At 72.0% G+C, this 16,952-nt stretch carries 12 protein-coding genes; 4 read left to right on the forward strand and 8 right to left on the reverse strand.

Going from position 1 to position 16,952, the window contains the following annotated elements:
- Nucleotides 1–93 precede the first annotated feature (93 nt).
- The 4 genes from ACOTKD_RS15870 to guaA form a co-directional block, all read right to left on the reverse strand.
- The gene (locus ACOTKD_RS15870; protein WP_424889584.1) at nt 94–888 is read right to left on the reverse strand and encodes a class II aldolase/adducin family protein; all 795 of its coding nucleotides are present in this window, start codon (nt 886–888) and stop codon (nt 94–96) included.
- A 71-nt stretch (nt 889–959) separates the two neighbouring features.
- Nucleotides 960–1,871, reverse strand: coding sequence for an alpha/beta fold hydrolase (locus ACOTKD_RS15875; RefSeq protein WP_424889585.1), 912 nt, complete (start codon nt 1,869–1,871; stop codon nt 960–962).
- Between the two features lie 126 nt (nt 1,872–1,997).
- Nucleotides 1,998–2,609: a Uma2 family endonuclease gene (locus tag ACOTKD_RS15880; RefSeq protein WP_424889586.1), complete on the reverse strand. Its 612-nt coding sequence runs from the start codon at nt 2,607–2,609 to the stop codon at nt 1,998–2,000.
- A gap of 131 nt (nt 2,610–2,740) precedes the next feature.
- Entirely contained in the window at nt 2,741–4,342 is a 1,602-nt protein-coding gene (guaA, locus tag ACOTKD_RS15885; protein ID WP_424889587.1) for a glutamine-hydrolyzing GMP synthase, read from the reverse strand.
- Between the two features lie 329 nt (nt 4,343–4,671).
- Here guaA and ACOTKD_RS15890 point away from each other — a divergent pair, with 329 nt between their 5' ends.
- Complete coding sequence (locus ACOTKD_RS15890) at nt 4,672–4,992, forward strand: chorismate mutase (RefSeq protein WP_424889588.1); 321 nt, start codon at nt 4,672–4,674, stop codon at nt 4,990–4,992.
- Between the two features lie 598 nt (nt 4,993–5,590).
- Here the strand turns inward: ACOTKD_RS15890 and ACOTKD_RS15895 are convergent.
- The 4 genes from ACOTKD_RS15895 to ACOTKD_RS15910 form a co-directional block, all read right to left on the reverse strand.
- Nucleotides 5,591–7,513: a GMC oxidoreductase gene (locus tag ACOTKD_RS15895; RefSeq protein ID WP_424889840.1), complete on the reverse strand. Its 1,923-nt coding sequence runs from the start codon at nt 7,511–7,513 to the stop codon at nt 5,591–5,593.
- Nucleotides 7,510–9,159: a succinic semialdehyde dehydrogenase gene (locus tag ACOTKD_RS15900; RefSeq protein WP_424889589.1), complete on the reverse strand. Its 1,650-nt coding sequence runs from the start codon at nt 9,157–9,159 to the stop codon at nt 7,510–7,512. Before ACOTKD_RS15900 ends, ACOTKD_RS15895 begins: the two co-directional genes overlap by 4 nt.
- Nucleotides 9,160–9,207: 48 nt before the next feature.
- Nucleotides 9,208–10,887, reverse strand: coding sequence for a serine/threonine-protein kinase (locus tag ACOTKD_RS15905; RefSeq protein ID WP_424889590.1), 1,680 nt, complete (start codon nt 10,885–10,887; stop codon nt 9,208–9,210).
- Between the two features lie 75 nt (nt 10,888–10,962).
- Nucleotides 10,963–12,534, reverse strand: coding sequence for a serine/threonine-protein kinase (locus ACOTKD_RS15910; RefSeq protein ID WP_424889591.1), 1,572 nt, complete (start codon nt 12,532–12,534; stop codon nt 10,963–10,965).
- Between the two features lie 655 nt (nt 12,535–13,189).
- Between ACOTKD_RS15910 and ACOTKD_RS15915 the strand changes: the two genes are divergently transcribed.
- From ACOTKD_RS15915 to lanM, 3 genes are all read left to right on the forward strand, one after another.
- Nucleotides 13,190–13,492, forward strand: coding sequence for a response regulator transcription factor (locus ACOTKD_RS15915; protein WP_424889592.1), 303 nt, complete (start codon nt 13,190–13,192; stop codon nt 13,490–13,492).
- An 18-nt stretch (nt 13,493–13,510) separates the two neighbouring features.
- On the forward strand, nt 13,511–13,735 hold the full coding sequence (locus tag ACOTKD_RS15920; protein WP_424889593.1) for a plantaricin C family lantibiotic: 225 nt from the start codon (nt 13,511–13,513) through the stop codon (nt 13,733–13,735).
- Between the two features lie 62 nt (nt 13,736–13,797).
- A complete protein-coding gene (lanM, locus tag ACOTKD_RS15925) occupies nt 13,798–16,854 on the forward strand; it encodes a type 2 lanthipeptide synthetase LanM (protein ID WP_424889594.1) in 3,057 nt (1,018 codons plus the stop codon).
- Nucleotides 16,855–16,952 lie beyond the last annotated feature (98 nt).

Below are 16,952 nucleotides of genomic sequence, written 5' to 3' on the forward strand. Positions count from 1 at the left end.
CGACCATCGTAAACAAGGTAAAAGAACCGCAAAAACCCCCGGAAGAACGAGCCACCCCCGCCGAACGGAGGGGGTGGGGCGCCCGCCGGGGCCCTACCCCAGCAGCTCCGGCTCGCTCCGCGTGATCTGCTGGTACAGCGGCTGGTAGTTGATCCACGCCGCCAGGTCGTTGCCGAGCTGGTCCCGCGTGTGCCGGGCACTGGCCTGGTCTATGAGGACGGGCCTCCCGGCGGCCTTCGCCGCGAGCTGCACCTGGCAGGAGCGCTCCATGGTGATGAACCACCACGCCGCCGCGTCCACCGTGTCCCCCACGGTCAGCAGCCCGTGGTTGCGCAGGACGACCGCCTTGTGCGGCCCGAGCGCCGCGGCGATCCGGCGCCCCTCCTCCTCGTCCACCACGACGCCCGTGTAGTCGTCGAAGAGGGCGACGTCCTCGTAGAAGGCGCACGCGTCCTGGGTGATCGGCTCCAGCAGCTCCCCCAGCGCGGACAGCGCCCGGCCGTGGACGGAGTGGCTGTGCGCGGCCGCGACGACTCCGGGCCGGGCCTTGTGGATCTGCGAATGGATCGCGAACGCCGCCTGGTTGACGTGGTGGCGGCCCTCGACGACCTGCCCCTTGTGGTTCACCAGGATCAGGTCGCTCACGGTGATGTGCTTGAACGACATCCCGAACGGGTTGACCCAGAAGTGATCGGTGAACTCCGGGTCCCGCGCGGTGATGTGCCCCGCGACGCCCTCCTCGAAGCCGAACCGGCCGAAGAGCCGGAGCGCCGCCGCGAGCCGCTCCTTGCGGTGGCGCCGCTCGTCCTCGACGGACTCGTGTTTCGGGGGCACGGCGAAGTGGAGCTGATCGACGGGGATGGGTTCCGGTGCTGTTGCCTGCGACATGGCGGCGCTTCCTCCGGTTCTTCCGTGGCTACGCAACGGAAGCTACCGCCGGGTACTCGCCGGGAACAGGCCTACGACGCGGCGGGTGCCGCCGTCGCGGCCGCCGCGTGCTCCAGGATCGCCGCGGCCAGCGGGCCGAGGTGCTCGCGCGGCAGGGCGTGCCCCATACCGGGCATCGCCACCGTGCGGGCGTTGCCGATCACATGGGCGATGTGACGGGGGTGGGGCGGCGGGAAGACGGGCTCGGCGGAGGCGTCGGTCACCAGCACGGGGACGGTGTTGCGCGCCAGCTCCTCCGTGCGGTCCATGCCGGAGTAGTCGGCGCGGCCGTGGGCGGTGGAGACGTCGTAGCGCCCCGCGTGCTCGATGATCAGCCGCTCGCGCTCGCGCATCTCGTCCGCGTGGAACGGCAGTTCCTCGCCGCTGAGCACCCGCCAGTGCGCCACGCGCCGGTCCAGCTCGGCCTCCAGGCCGTGGTCCTCGACGGGCCGCCCCCACATCTCCAGGACGCGCGGGTCGATGGGGGGCAGGTCGGCGGCGGCGGTCTCCGTGCCGTCGGGCCCGACGAGCGGCCTCTGGCTGAGCGCGCAGGTCCCGATGAGGGTCGCGCTGAGGATGCGGTCCGGGTGGTCGGCGAGCAGCAGCTGGGCCAGCATGCCGCCGAGGGACATCCCGACGACGTGGGCGCGCTCGGCGCCGTAAGCGTCCAGGACGGCGAGGGCGTCGTCCGCGAGGTCGGGGATGCTGTAGGGCTGTTCGTCGAACATCCAGGGGGAGCGGCCGGCGTCGCGGTGGTCATAGCGGATGACCCGGTGGTGGGCGGCGAGGGCGTCGGTGAACTCCTCGGTCCAGCCGAGGCCGGAGGCCTGCGCGCCCATGATCAGCAGCAGGGGCGGGGCGTCGGCGGCGCCGCGCTCTTCGGTCCACAGGTCGACGCCGGGGGCGACGGTGACGGCACGGGTGCGGGTTTGAGTCCGGGGCATGGCGGATTCCCTCCTGGGGTTCGTACGCGGGGCGCGCACCTCAGGAGTGAAACGATACGTATCGTCTCGCTATCACGTCAACGCCCATCGGCCCCCTCGAAGGAGGCCGACGCACGGATCGTGGCTCTACGCGCAGCCGGGGCGACGCCGATTGATCGCAGTGAGATCGATGGTGATGTCGAAGGGCACGGTCAGCCTCAGCTTCTCGTGGTAGATGCCGCTCAGGCCGTAGGAGGAAGTGGCCGGGTCGAGTTCGTAGACGTAGACGACGGGAAGGCCCTCGTTCTCTTCCACCCGCCAGAAGTGCGGGATGCCTGCGGCCGCGTACTTCCGGGGCTTGACCTCACGGTCACGCCGCTCGGAATCCTTCGAGACGATCTCGACAGCCAGGATGACGTCCTCGGGCGCGAGCCAGGTCCCCTTCGGGCCGGTGTCCGCCCCGCCCGGGACCACCAGGACGTCCGGGTCGGGCCGGTTCCCGCTGTCCAGCCGTACGGTGAACTCCCTGAAGACGTCGAGGCCCTCCGGGACCTGCGCCAGGAGCTCGCCCTCCAGCAAGCGCAGGGCGAGCATGTGGAACCTGGTCTGCGGGCTCATGAAAACGAGGCTCCCGTCGATCAGCTCTGTGCGCCGCGGCAGATTCGGAAGCCGGTCGAGGTCCTCCGCGGTCCAGCCCTGCGGAGGCGGAACCGGATAGTTGTACTGCTCGTCCAGCTCGAACTCGGGTGCGGCGCTCATGGTTGCTCCCATACGACGGAGTCTCGCCCGTACGGCCAGCGTACCCACGCCAAACGCCGGTGCCGCCGCCCAAACGGATGGGCGACGGCACCGGCGTTCGATCAGAGGATCCGATCAGAGGAGGGGGAGGACTACTCCCACTCGATGGTGCCCGGCGGCTTGCTCGTGATGTCGAGCACCACGCGGTTGACCTCGTCGACCTCGTTGGTGATGCGGGTCGAGATCTTGCCCAGCACGTCGTACGGCAGGCGCGACCAGTCGGCGGTCATGGCGTCCTCGGACGAGACCGGGCGGAGCACGATCGGGTGGCCGTAGGTGCGGCCGTCGCCCTGGACTCCGACGCTGCGGACGTCCGCGAGCAGGACGACCGGGCACTGCCAGATCTCGCGGTCCAGGCCGGCCGCGGTGAGCTCCTCGCGGGCGATGGCGTCGGCCTCGCGCAGCAGGTCGAGGCGGTCCTTGGTGACCTCGCCGACGATGCGGATGCCGAGGCCCGGGCCCGGGAAGGGCTGGCGCTGGACGATCTCCTCGGGCAGGCCGAGCTCCTGGCCGACCATGCGGACCTCGTCCTTGAAGAGCTGGCGGAGCGGCTCGACGAGCTCGAACTCCAGGTCCTCGGGGAGGCCGCCCACGTTGTGGTGGGACTTGATGTTGGCGGTGCCGGTGCCGCCGCCGGACTCGACCACGTCGGGGTAGAGGGTGCCCTGGACCAGGAAGGCGACGTCCTCGCCGCCCGCACCGGCCTCGGCCACGATCTCGGCCTGGGCCTGCTCGAAGACGCGGATGAACTCGCGGCCGATGATCTTGCGCTTGGTCTCCGGGTCGGAGACGCCGGCGAGGGCGTTCAGGAAGCGCTCCTGCGCGTCGACGACCTTGAGCTGGACGCCCGTCGCGGCGACGAAGTCCTTCTCGACCTGCTCGGTCTCGCCCTTGCGCATCAGGCCGTGGTCGACGTAGACGCAGGTCAGCTGCGAGCCGATGGCCTTCTGGACGAGGGCCGCGGCGACCGCGGAGTCCACGCCGCCGGACAGGCCGCAGATGGCGCGCTTGCTGCCGACCTGCTCGCGGATCGCGGCGACCTGCTCCTCGATCACATTGCCCGTGGTCCAGGTGGGCTCAATGCCCGCGCCGCGGTACAGGAAGTGCTCCAGGACCTGCTGGCCGTGGGTCGAGTGCATGACCTCCGGGTGGTACTGGACGCCGTAGAGCTTCTGCGCGTCGTTCTCGAAGGCGGCGACGGGCACGACGTCCGTGGACGCGGTGACCGTGAAGCCCTCGGGGGCGGCCGAGCAGGCGTCGCCGTGCGACATCCACACCGACTGCTCGGCCGGCGTGCCCTCGAAGAGCGTCGAGCCGGTCTTGGTGACGTGCAGCGGCGTGCGGCCGTACTCGCGCGCGCCGGTGTTGTCGACCGTGCCGCCGAGGGTGGCCGCCATCAGCTGGAAGCCGTAGCACATGCCGAAGACCGGGACACCGGCCTCGAACAGGCCGCGGGCGTCGTCGAGGCGGGGCGCGCCCTCCTCGTAGACCGACGAGGGACCGCCGGACAGGATGATCGCCTTGGGCTTCTTCGCGAGCATCTCGGCCACCGGCATGGTGGACGGGACGATCTCGCTGTAGACCCGCGCCTCACGGACGCGGCGGGCGATGAGCTGGGCGTACTGCGCGCCGAAGTCGACAACGAGCACCGGCTCCGCGGTGTTGTCGTGGGCGGCGGGGGGTGCTGCTGACACGGGAGCGGCCTTCCGGCGGTGGAGGAGGGGTCTGTATTTGTCGATTCTACCGGGGCGCGGGTGCTTGCTTTTGTCTCACCATCCGAAAGCACACCGGACCCGCGTTGGCCCCGGGGGTGCCCGCGGGCCATACTGTCCCCCATGCGCAAGCACCAGACCTTCGTCTTTACCTATGGCATCCGGCCCGTCCGGCTGCCATGGTCGTGCTGCTTGAGCAACTGACAAGCGACTTCCACAGGCGCCCCGGGCCGACAAGGCCCGGGGCGCCTGTCGCTTTTCCCGGGCCGTGCCGCTCCGGGGGGCCGCCGCCCCTTTTTGGAGGATCAGACATGAGCACCAGCACTGTGAGCAGCAGCACCCCGGGCACCCGCACCGCCCCCGCCGAGACCGGCGCCCGCACCGCCGAGGCCGCCGGCGTGATCACCGGCGCCCGGCAGCGGATCGACGATCTCGACGGCAGGATCATCGGGCTCATCCAGGAACGGATGGCCGTCTCGGCCGTGATCCAGCAGGAGCGCATCGCCTCCGGAGGGCGCCGGGTGAACCTCTCCCGCGAAATGGAGATCATCGGCCACTACAGCGGCCAGCTCGGCAAGCCCGGCACCACGCTCGCCATGACACTGCTGGAGCTGTGCCGCGGCCGCGTCTGACGAACGCCCCGCAAAGACCCGCATCTGTGCAGGTGCCGCATGCGGGTTCGGAGGACCGGGCCGTCACGTCACCCGGACGGCGCGTGACCGTACGGCGGCCCGCTTCGTTGAGCCGGATGCCCGCGCCAGCCAGGAGCGGCCCACCTGAAATCCACGCGTGGCTTCCGCCCCTGTTCACCTGGGCGCCCGGCACCGACAGGGCGGATCCACCGGAGTGTGAGACGTGCGAGTGCGCGCGTCGTGGGACCTCACTCCGGTGCACGGCGACCGGTCAGCAGGGGACAGCAGCCCGGTTGCCACCAAGGACGGTCGGTTCCGGGGACGCCTGGAACCGACCGTATCCGGTCGAAACGGTTGCGCCGAGTCCGGCCCATCCTCCACGATGCCAAGAGAGCACCAACCTCCTGGTCCCGCACCGCCATTGGTCGAACCAGTGAGGCAGTACGCCCCCGCACCACCCGCGCACCACCCAGGACCAGCGGCGCTCCCCCCGGCGCCGCTCCGCGGCACCGACCTGCCCTGACCTCGGTGCCGGCAGTCAAGGGCCCCGAGGCCGCCCGCACGCCCCCGCGGAGGCGGCCCGGGGCCCTTCGCCGTCTCAAGAGGACGCGCACCCGCGCCCGTTCGGCCGCCCCTCCGGCGGGTTCACCGGCAGCAGCCGGAGCAGCGGCCGCCCCTCCGGGAGCGGCCGCACCGGCAGCCCCACCGGATCCGCATTCAACTTCAGCTCCCCGTAGGCCCCTTCGGGAACCGCCGGGCGCACCGGCGCGACCGCCTCGACCCGTTCGTACGCCCGCCCCTGCTCCGGACGCGGGTCGGGCTCGCCCTTGTTCGGCCAGAAGGCCATGGCCCGTTCCGCCTGTGCCGTGATGGTGAGCGACGGATTGACGCCGAGGTTCGCGGAGACGGCCGCGCCGTCCACGACCGAGATCCCGGGGTGCCCGTACAGCCGGTGGTACGGGTCGATGACGCCCTGCGAGGCGTCCGCGCCGATCGGGCAGCCGCCGAGGAAGTGCGCGGTGAGCGGGGTGCCCATCAGCTCGCCCACGTTGCTGCCGGGGAAGCCGTTGATCTCCTCGGCGAGGATGTCCGCGGCCATCGCCGCCGCGGGGATCTGCTTGGGGTTGGGCGCCCCGTGCCCCTGCTCGGCGGTGAGCAGTCCCTTGCCCGGGCCGCGCCCGCGCCGGTACGTGGTCAGGGAGTTGTCGAGCGACTGCATCACGAGACCGATGATCGTCCGCTCGGACCAGCGCCGGTTGGAGAGCGATCGCAGCAGGTGCACCGGGTGCCGTACGCAGCGCGCCGCGAAGGCGACGGCCCGCGGCGCCCGCGTCCCCACCGGCACCTGCAGGACGGACAGCATGCCCATCGCGTTCGACCCCTTGCCGTAGCGGACGGGCTCGATGTGCGTGTGGTCGTCCAGGTGGGCGGAGGAGGTGATGGCCACGCCCCGCGTGAAGTCCGGGCGGGCGCCGCCGTGCGCCTTGCCGTAGCGGCGGTCGTCGGTCTGCGCGCCCACCAGGGCCTCGGAGTTCGTACGGGTCAGCCGGCCCAGCCCGGCCGGGATGCGGGGCAGCAGGCCCTTGTCCTTCATGGTGTGCAGCAGCGTCTGGGTGCCGTACGTGCCGGCAGCGATCACCACCCGCTCGGCGCGCAGCACCCGCGGCCGGGCGGCTGCGGAGCCGCGCCGCTTGTCGGTCGGGACGGTCACGACGCGGTAGCCGCCCTCCCGGTGCTCGCTCACCGCGACGACCGTGGTCATGGGGTGGACCACGGCGCCCGCCCGCTCGGCGAGGTACAGGTAGTTCTCGTTGAGGGTGTTCTTCGCCCCGTGCCGGCAGCCGGTCATGCACTCGCCACACTCGGTGCAGGCCCGGCGGGCGGGCCCGGCGCCGCCGAAGTACGGGTCGGCGCTCTCCTCGCCGGGCGCCGCCCGGTGCGTGCCGGCGGCGTCCTCGCCGTCCCCGAAGAACACCCCGACCGGCGCCTTGCGGAAGGTCTCCCCCACGCCCAGGCGCTCCGCCGCCGCCTTCAGGTGGACGTCGGAGGGCGTCGTCGTGGGGTTGAGGCGGACGCCGAGCATGCGGCTCGCCTGGTCGTAGTACGGCCTCAGCTCCTCCTCCCAGTCGGTGATGCCGGCCCACTGCCGGTCCTGGAAGAAGGCCTTCGGCGGCACGTAGAGGGTGTTGGCGTAGTTGAGGGAGCCGCCGCCGACCCCCGCGCCCGCAAGGACCATCACGTTGCCGAGGAGGTGGATGCGCTGGATGCCGTAGAGGCCGAGCGCGGGCGCCCACAGGTAGTTGCGCAGGTCCCACGAGTTCCTGGGCAGGTTCTCGCGGGTGAAGCGGCGGCCCGCCTCCAGGACGCCCACGCGGTAGCCCTTCTCGGTCAGGCGCAGCGCGGAGACCGCGCCGCCGAAGCCCGAGCCGACGACGATCACGTCGTAGTCGAACACTGCTCTCCGTTCCTCCGGGTCGTACGGGCACGAGCGGGGCCGGCTGGTACGCGCCCGCCCGGTCAGCGCAGGCGCAGCGCCTTCAGCAGCCGCAGGCCCTGGGTCATGGCCTGCGCGTACTTCGCGTCGTCCAGCCCGAAGGCCGGGGCGAGCGGTACGACGCGCTGGTGGGCGACCGTCTGGGCCTCGGTGTACTTGAGGATGCCCTCGGAGCCGTGGCGGCGGCCCAGCCCGGACTCGCCCATGCCGCCCATGGGGGCCCGCGCGCTGCCGTACGCGGCCGCGTAGGCCTCGTTGACGTTGACGGTGCCGGTGCGGAGCCGCGCCGCGACCGCCCGGCCGCGGCGCCCGTCCGCCGTCCAGACGCTCGCGTTGAGGCCGTACGGGGTGGCGTTCGCGAGGGCGACGGCTTCGTCCTCGTCCCGGAAGCGGTAGACGGAGACGACGGGCCCGAAGGTCTCCTCGCCGCACACGGCCATCGACGGCTTCACGCCGTCGAGGACCGTCGGCTCGTAGAAGTACGGGCCGACGTCGGGCCGCGGGCGGCCGCCCGCGAGGACGGTGGCGCCCTGCGCGACGGCGTCCTCGACGTGCCGGACCACGGCGTCCAGCTGGCGCTGCGAGGCGAGGGAGCCCATGTCGGCGCCGTAGGCGAGGCCCGTGCCGAGCCGCAGCGCCTTCGCGCGGACGGTGAAGCGCTCCAGGAACGCGTCGGCGACGGACTCGTGCACGTACAGCCGCTCGATGGAGATGCACAGCTGGCCGGCGGACGAGAAGCAGCCGCGGACGGCGCCCGCGGCGGCCTTCTCGACGTCGGCGTCGTGGAGGACGAGCATGGCGTTCTTGCCGCCGAGTTCGAGCGAGGAGCCGATCAGGCGGGCCGCGGCTCCCTGGGCGACCTCGCGGCCGGTGCGCGTGGAGCCGGTGAAGGACACGTAGTCGGCGTGCGCGACGAGGGCCGGGCCGACGACCGGGCCGTCGCCGATCACGACCTGCCAGAGCTCCTCCGGCAGCCCCGCCTCGACCAGCAGCTCGCGCGCCCACAGGGCGGTCAGGGCCGTCCCGGTGTCGGGCTTCATCACGACGGCGTTGCCGGCCACGAACGCGGGCAGGGCGTCGCCCACGGACAGTTCCAGCGGGTAGTTCCAGGGGGCGATCTGGCCGACGACGCCGCGCGGGTGGCGCAGTTCGGTGACCTTGGTCAGGACGGGGAGAACGCCGGCGTGCCCCTTCGGGCGCAGGTAGGCGGGCCCCCTGCGCCCGTAGTGGCGGGCGCCGACGGCCACGGCCTGCACTTCCTCGTGGGCGTGCAGGCGGGCCTTGCCGGTCTCCGCCTGGATGAGGTCGAGGGCCTCGGACTGCCGGTCGAGGAGCAGGTCGTGGAAGCGCAGCAGGACGGCGGCGCGCGCGCTCACGGGCACGCTCGCCCAGTGCTGCTGCGCCTCGCGGGCGCGCGCGAAGGCGGTGGCCACGTCCTCAGGGGTGGACTCGGGCAGTTCGGCGAGCCGCAGTCCGGTGAGGGGCGTGCGGCTGACGGTGGCGCCGGAGCCCACGACGGGGCGGGTGAGGCGGGCGACGAGGGCGGGAGTGACGACATCGGCCGGCGTGCGACTGCCGGGCGGGGCAACGGGGTTGCCGCCGGCGGGCGGGTGCGCTGCCGCCGCTGGTGCGGGTGCTGCTGCCACGGGTGCGGTGTGTGCCGAGTCCGTCATACGGGGGAGCGTATGACGGACTCGGTCCGCTTGAATACCCGTGGGTAATTACTGATCCTGGATCTTCGAATCCTGGATCTTGAGGTACTTGAGGACGTCGTCGAAGAGCTTGTCGCCGTTCTTGCGGCCCTCGCCCTTCTCGGGCATCCGCACTTCCAGCAGCCACATGGCGGTCTTCGCGTCGTTGACGACGACCCACGAGCGCGTGAGGACCATGGGATCGCCCTCATTGGAGCCGTTCCGGTGGTAGACGGTGTCGACCTCCGCCGTCTGCATGCCCTGGTACGGGGACGTCTTGACCGTGGTCGCCTTGGCGTCCCGGCGCTTGGTCGCCGAGTCCTCCGTGTACACCCGGGCGATCCTCTTGACCTCCTCCTCGGCGGAGGCGATGCTCTTCGGCTCCCTGTCCCCCACGTTCTTCTTCCGGCCTTCGGCGGTGTCCAGGTCCAGGGAGATCCCGAAGACGCCGCTGGGGTCCTGGAAGTAGACCCAGTTGCCGTTGGTGTCGACCGACTTCGTGTAGTCCTCGGGCACCGCCATCGACGCCCGTACGATCTCCGGCTCGTCCCGCACCTTCCAGTGCAGCGGGATCGCCGGCCCGACGGCGAACGGGTTGACGATCAGCAGCGCCGCGGCCGTCGCCACGGCGACGACGCCGGCCCCGAGCCCCCACTGCGCCTTGCGGTTGCCGTGCAGGACGGGCGGGACCCACTTGCTGCCGGTGGTCTGCGTGCGCGACGCGCTGACGGCCGGCTGCTGCGCCGGCACCGGCAGGGCGACGGCCTCCAGCGTCCGGCGGATCTCGTCCGCGCCGGGCCGTGCCGCCGGGTTCTTGTGGAGCATCCGCATGACGAGCGCGCCGAGGACGCCGGCGCCGCGGGACGGCGTCTGCGGCTCCGCCGACAGGATGGCCTGCATGGTGGCCTGGGTGTTGGAGCGGCGGAACGGGGAGACGCCCTCCACCGCCGCGTACAGCACGACGCCCAGGGACCACAGGTCGGACTCGGGGCCCGGCCGCTGCCCCAGGACGCGCTCGGGCGCGACGAACTCGGGCGAGCCGACGAACGCGCCCGTCTCCGTGAGGCCCTGCTCGCCCTCGATCTTCGCGATGCCGAAGTCGGTGAGGACGACGCGGCCGCCGCGGCCGAGGAGCACGTTGTCCGGCTTGACGTCGCGGTGCAGGACGCCGGCCTCGTGGGCGGCGCCGAGCGCGTCGAGGACGGCCAGGCCGATGCGGGCGGCCTCGCGCGGGTCGAGGGTGCCGTCGGACAGCCGGTCGCCGAGCGAGTGGCCGCGGACGAGCTCCATGACGATCCAGGGGCGCCCGTCCTCGACGACGACGTCGTGGACGGCGACGACCGAGGGGTGGGCGACGCGGGCCGCGGCGCGGGCCTCGCGCTGCATGCGCTGGTGGACGTTCTCCCGCACGGACGCGGGGAGGTGGTCCGGCACGCGCGGCTCCTTGACCGCGACGTCGCGGTCGACGACCTCGTCGTGGGCCTTCCAGACGGTGCCCATGCCGCCGTGGCCGAGGCGGGAGATCAGCCGGTAGCGGTTGCCGACGCGGCGGCCGGCGCCGGGCTCGGCCGCGGGGGCGGCGGGCGGGCCCGCCGGAGCCGGCGGGGCCGCGGTGGCCGTTGCGCCGGCCCGGGCCGGCGGCTGGAGGTCGTAGCTGGTGGGCTCGCCGGCTCTCTCGGGCCGGTTCGGCTGTCCCCCGTCGTTCATCATGGCCCCATCATTACCAAGGGGACGCGGGCAGGCGCACTTCGGAAGGGCAAACCATCCTCTTACGGGTCTACGGAACTAAGGGCTTGATACCGGCCGGATCCGTACGAACGTCTCCAGGAGGACGTCGAAGTGCCGCTTCGTCCGCGCCGCTTTCCCCGCCGGGCCCGCGACCCACATCTCGTACATCTTGCCGCCCTCGTCCCAGCAGATGTCGTACGTCCGCAGCGCCCCGCCCGCCCCGGCTTCGGGGCCGTCCCAGGTGAACTCCCAGGAGGCGCCCGGGTATCCCTTGTGCGCGGTCTCGCGGAGGGTGGCGGAGCGGTAGCCCGGATAGCGCTCGGGGGCCGCGGCGGCGGAGGCGCGCAGGGCGGCCGCGGCGCCGCCGGGCTGGGGATCCTGGATGACGACGGCGAGGCGGGTCTGCCGGTCCGGCGCGTAGTAGAAGACGCGCGGGGGCTCGAAGGAGCGGGTGAAGCCGTCCGGCACGGCGAGCGCGAACCCGGCCGGGTCCTGCACCGCGTGATAGCCCTCCGGGGCGCGTACGGGGGCGCTGGCCGGGGGTTCGCGGGTGACGGGCGGGCCCGGCGAGCGGACGAGGGGCCCGCTGGACACGTGCGCGGGGCGGTTGCCCTCCGTACCGCGCTCGGTCAGCAGGACGGCGAGGCCGGCACCGGTGCCGGCGAGGGTGACGACGGCGACGGCGGCCATGAGGACGGTGCGGCCGCGGGGACTGTACGGAGAGCCGTACGGGGGCCCGCCCGGCGGGTACGGGGCGGGGCCTGCGCCCGAGCCGCCACCGGCCCTTCCGGAGGCCAGGTAACCCCGTAACAGCCGCTCCGCTTCGTCGGCGCCCATCCGCCGCGCGGGGTCGCGCTCCAGCAGCCCCTGGACGACGGGCAGGAGGGGCGCCGCGGCGGCGGGCGGGCGTATCTCGTCGTGGACGACCGCGTGCAGGATGCCACCCAGCGAGTCGCGGCGGAAAGGGGTCACTCCACTCAGCGCCGCACACATCAGCACCCCCAGGGACCACAGGTCGGACGCGGGCCCGGCGGAACCGCCCGACATGCGCTCCGGCGCCGTGTACTCCGGCGAGCCGACGAACGCGCCCGTCTCGGTGATCGTCGTCGCCCCGCGGACCTGGGCGACGCCGAAGTCGGTGAGGACGACGCGGCCGGTCGCCGTCTCCAGCAGGACGTTCGGTGGCTTGATGTCGCGGTGCAGGACGCCGCGGACGTGCGCGGCGCGCAGGGCGGAGAGCAGGGCGATCGCGATCCGCGCGGTCTCGCGCGGGCCCACCGGCCCCTCGGCGGCCAGCACTTCGGACAGGGCGCGCCCGTCCACGAGCTCCATCACGATCCAGGGCCGGCCGTCCTGCACGACGATGTCGTGGAGCGCGACGACGTTCGGGTGGCTGATGAGCGCGGCCGCGCGCGCCTCACGGAGCGTGCGGTCACAGTCGGAGAGGCCGGCAGGACAGGTTCCGTCATCGCCGTCACTCTCGTCCATATGGAGCTCTTTGACGGCGACTTGCCGCTCCAGCAGCTCGTCGGTGGCACGCCATACGGTGCCCATGCCGCCGCGCCCTATCCGCCCCGACAGGCGGTACCGGCCGGCGATCAGACCATCGTGCGCAGCGAAGGTCCCCATAGGCCCATCTTGCCCCACACCTCCCCGTCCCACGGCGGCCGGAGCGGACGGGTTCCGGCCAGCTGCCCCGGCCGGACGACGCTCGGTAAATGGTCTCCGCAAGCAATTATCCAACCGCCCGCAACATTGCCCAACCGGTGCAAATTACCACCGGTTCCCGCACATCCTGCGATATAGATCACATATGACACTCAGCGGCCCGCGATCTTGACTTGGTAATGTCGCTCTGCGCCGACTGACCACCGGCGCCCAAGGGAAAGGGGGATTCCCATGAGCATGACGCAGCGTGCATGCATTTCCGTTGCCCTGCCGTATCACCGCAGCGAACTTCTCGACGCCACTAGGGCGTCAGGTGCGGGAGACCTCGACCGTCCGACGGCAGCAGAGCACACATCGGGACGAGAAAGCGGCGCAGGAACCGCGCCGTAGCGGACCGGGCAGGTCGGCCCTGCCCATTTTCACCGCCATTCACCGTCTTTCATCAACGTCATCGTCATCATCGTCGTAAAACGGCTTACCCCTGTGAGTGCCTGATCGCGGAGCTTGCCTCGCGCGACGTTCGACCGTGCCCGGAATTCGACCCGTCCGGGCCGCAGGGACATGCGCGAGAGCACCTGTGCAGCGTGCTCATGCGGGTATAAGTGGGAAGCAAAAGATGGGCTGTTCAGTCAAGGAAGTTTCGTTCGAGGCATGGGCGGATGCCCTCCCCCGCGTCGAGCACCTGACCTCTCGGGAACTTGAAGTATTCAGGCTTCTGTCCCACGGGAGTTCCAACCAGGCAATGGCGGATGCGCTCTTCGTCAGCGAGCGGACCGTACGTGCCCACCTCACCAGCATTTCCGCCAAACTCCGGCTCGACTCAAGGCTGCAGCTATGCCTTGCGTCCCATGCGCACAACCATGGCTGCCGGACACGTCCGGTGCATATTGTCGCCACCGACAATGGTGCCGCCGCCTGACCTCGTAAGAAGCTGTGAATGCAAGGGAGATACCTCTCCACAGCTCCACTGAGAAAGGGTCGGGCAGACATGCAGAACCCCAACGTTGACATCCTCGAAGAGATCGCCGAGCAGAACCTCGACGGCATGAGCGCGGGCACCATCTTTGAGACCGTGGCCTACACCGTCGCCAGCTGGGCGCTCGGCAACAACGGCAGGCTGTGCACCGTCACCGCCGAGTGCCAAAAGAACTGCCAGCACTGATTCGACCGGGTGCCGGACGCACAACGTCCGGCACCCCGGCCTCCCGTGGAACCGGAACTCTCATGACGCGTGCAGCAAATTCAAGCGCAGCGGCGGCAACCCTCAACACCTATCTCCCCGAACTCGCGGCCGGAGAGCTGTGGGACCGCCTGCACGACAAACTCATCGCCGAGGCGGAGCGCACTGGCGATGCGGCAGCAGCCGAGGCAGCGGCGGAGGCGGAGGTGCACGTCGCACAGCCCGCGCCCTACGACCCCGCGCTCGACCGCGAGGGCCGGTTCCTCGACTACTTCAGCCACTTCGTCCGCTCCTGGGCGGACCGGGCGGAAGGCGCGGTGGCGGCCTCGCCGGCCGTGGCGCCCGGCAACACCATCGTCCACGACTTCGTCCACGGCCAGGCCGAGGCCGTCTCCTCCCTCATGCTGCGCACGCTCCTGGACGAGCTCCACCGGCGCCGGGCCGGCGGACTCCTCTCCGGCGACACGCCGGAGGAGCGCTACCGGAGCTTCCGTGCATGGACCAACAGTCCCGCCGGGCACGCCGAGTTGCTGCAACGGCATCCCCAGGTCTTCCGTGCCGTGCGGGCGCGCGTGCGCGGGTCCGAGGACTACCTGCTGCACCTGATCGGTGAAGTCGAGCGTCACCACCAACTCCTCACCGAACGCATCCCGGGGGTGGGACCGCGCCCCCGGATCACCGCGGTCGCGATGGGGGCGGGAGACACCCACAACGGCGGCAAGTCCACTGCCCGGATCCTGCTCTCCGGCTCCGGGGGCGACAGCAGGGTCCTGTACAAGCCGCACCCGATCGAGGCCGAGGTCGGCTACAACGCCTTCGTCGCCTGGGCCAACGCGCACATGGGCACGGGCCTGCGCACGATCAGCGCGGTGCCCACCGGGGACGGCGGCTTCGTCGAGTACGTGCGCACCGAGAAGTTCGCCGGCCCGGCCGAGGAGTACTTCGCTCACATAGGCCGGCTCGCCGGGCTCCTCTACCTCCTCAAGGCCGTGGACATCCACTACGAGAACGTCGTCACGTGTGCGGAGGGTCCGGTCGTCGTCGACACCGAGACGCTGCTGACGCCGCGCCTGAAGACGACGCCCGCCGGCGGCGACCGGTCCGCGGCGCGCGAGGCCGCCCGGGCGATCACCGAATCGGTCGCGGGCATCGGCATCCTGCCGATGGTCGTGAAGTCGAGCGACTCCGACCGGGGACTCGACATCGGCGCCATCGGCTACGACCAGGGCCAGGAGATCCCCTACCGGACGCTGCTGGTGCGCAACCACGGGCGCGACGACATGTTCACCGAACTGGCCGAGGGCAGGACGGCGGCCGTCAACGCGAACCTCTCCGTGTTCGGGGCCGCCGACGTGCCCGTGCCGGTCCAGCGCGACATCATCAAGGCCGAGTTCCGCCGGATCCTGGAATACGCGCGCAGCCATTCCGGTGCGGTGCTGGAGGCGATCGACACCTGCCTCGGCGACGCGTGGTTCCGGCACGTCAACCAGCCCACGATGTTCTACGCGCAGCTCCTGCGGATGGCCACCCACCCCAAGGCCCTGGGCGACCCGCTCGTCAGGGCGGCGATCCTGAACCGGGTGGTGCTGCGCACGGGCGACGCCCACGAACTGGCCGACGAGGAGGCGCGACAGCTCGGCGCCTGGGACGTGCCCTACTTCTCGTACGCGCCGCGCTCCACCGCCCTGTTCGCCCGGGGCGACGCGCCGGGCGGGCAGAAGGTCGTCCGCACCGAGGCGTTCGACGAGCCGCCCCTGGAGACGATCCGGACGCGCATCACCACGCTGAGCCCGGAAGTGATCGACCGGGAGCTGCTCATGGTCGATCTCGCCTTCGTCAACAAGCTCCCCGTGGACGAGGAGACGACCGGCTTCGCTCCCCTCCGGCCCGCCGGCGAGGCGCCCGCGGAGGTGCCCCGGGACCGCCTCCTCCGCGAGGCCGCCCGCATCGGCGACGAGCTGGTCGCCACCATGGTCCCGAGCGGGGACGAAGGCCATCCCGCCACGTGGATCGCGCCGCAGGTCATGACGTCCGAGCAGAGCCAGTGGAGCCCGGGCACGCTCGGCTACGACCTCTACGGCGGCAGCCCCGGTCTCGCCCTCCTCCTCGCCGGCCTCGCGCGCGAAACCGGCGACCGCACGTACGCCGACGCCGCCATGCGCGTCCTCGGCCCGCTGGAGGACCAGATCCGGCGCGGCGCGCTGGAGGGGCCGAGGATCTCCGTGGGCGGCATGACCGGCCTGGCCGGCACCGCCTACGCGATCACGACGGCCCGGCGGCTGCTGGGCACCACGGGCGTGATGACGGCCGGAGAGCTGGCCCGCGAACTCGCGCGGCGCGCCGCACCGGACGCCGGCTGCGACTTCGTGAGCGGCATGGCCGGCACCCTCGCCGTCTGCCTGGTCCTGCACCGGGACGCGAAGGACGACGCCGACAGGAAGCTCGCCGAGGAAGCGGCACGCACCGTCGCCGCCGTGGAGGCCGCGGCCCTGCGGCAGGACATCGCCGAGCACGGCAGGGTCACCCCCTACACCGGCTACGCCCACGGCGCGATGGGAATCGCCCCGGTCCTGCTCGCGTACGCGGCGGCCTTCGACGACGCGGACGGGCGCGACCTGGGGCTCGGCATCCTCGCCTCCGTCCTCGACGCCTACGACGCGGACGACCGCGACTGGCCGCGCGTCTGGGGCGGAACGGACCGCTCGTACGCCTGGTGCCACGGCGCCCCCGGCATGCTGCTGGGCGCGCTCACGGCGGAGGAGCACGCCCCCGGCACGATCCCCCGGGCACAGCTGGAGCGGCTCGCCTGGCTCACGCTGGAACGCGGCTTCGGCAACAACCCGACCTACTGCCACGGCGACCTGGCCTCGGCGGAGATCGCCGTCATGGCCGAGCGCGCCCTGCCCGGCCTGTTCGGCGGGCGCCTCCCCGGCGACCTCTACCCGCGCCTGTTCGCCGAGGTCGTCGAGCGCTACGAGGAGCGGGCCGACACCAAGTACGCCTACACCACCAGCCTGCTGGTCGGCCGGGCCGGATTCGCCTGGTCGGTGCTCCGGCACCTCGACCCCGGCGCCTACCCCTGCGTGCTGCGCCTCGCCTAGAAGCCGCGAGCAGCCGCACGGAGCCGCTGGAAGCCCCCGGAGGCCGCGCGCGACGGCCTCCGCCCACGGCCGCCCCCGCGCGGCGGCCCCGCGGCCCG

The sequence above is a fragment of the Streptomyces sp. XH2 genome (assembly GCF_049725035.1).
Lineage (GTDB): Bacteria > Actinomycetota > Actinomycetes > Streptomycetales > Streptomycetaceae > Streptomyces > Streptomyces roseoverticillatus.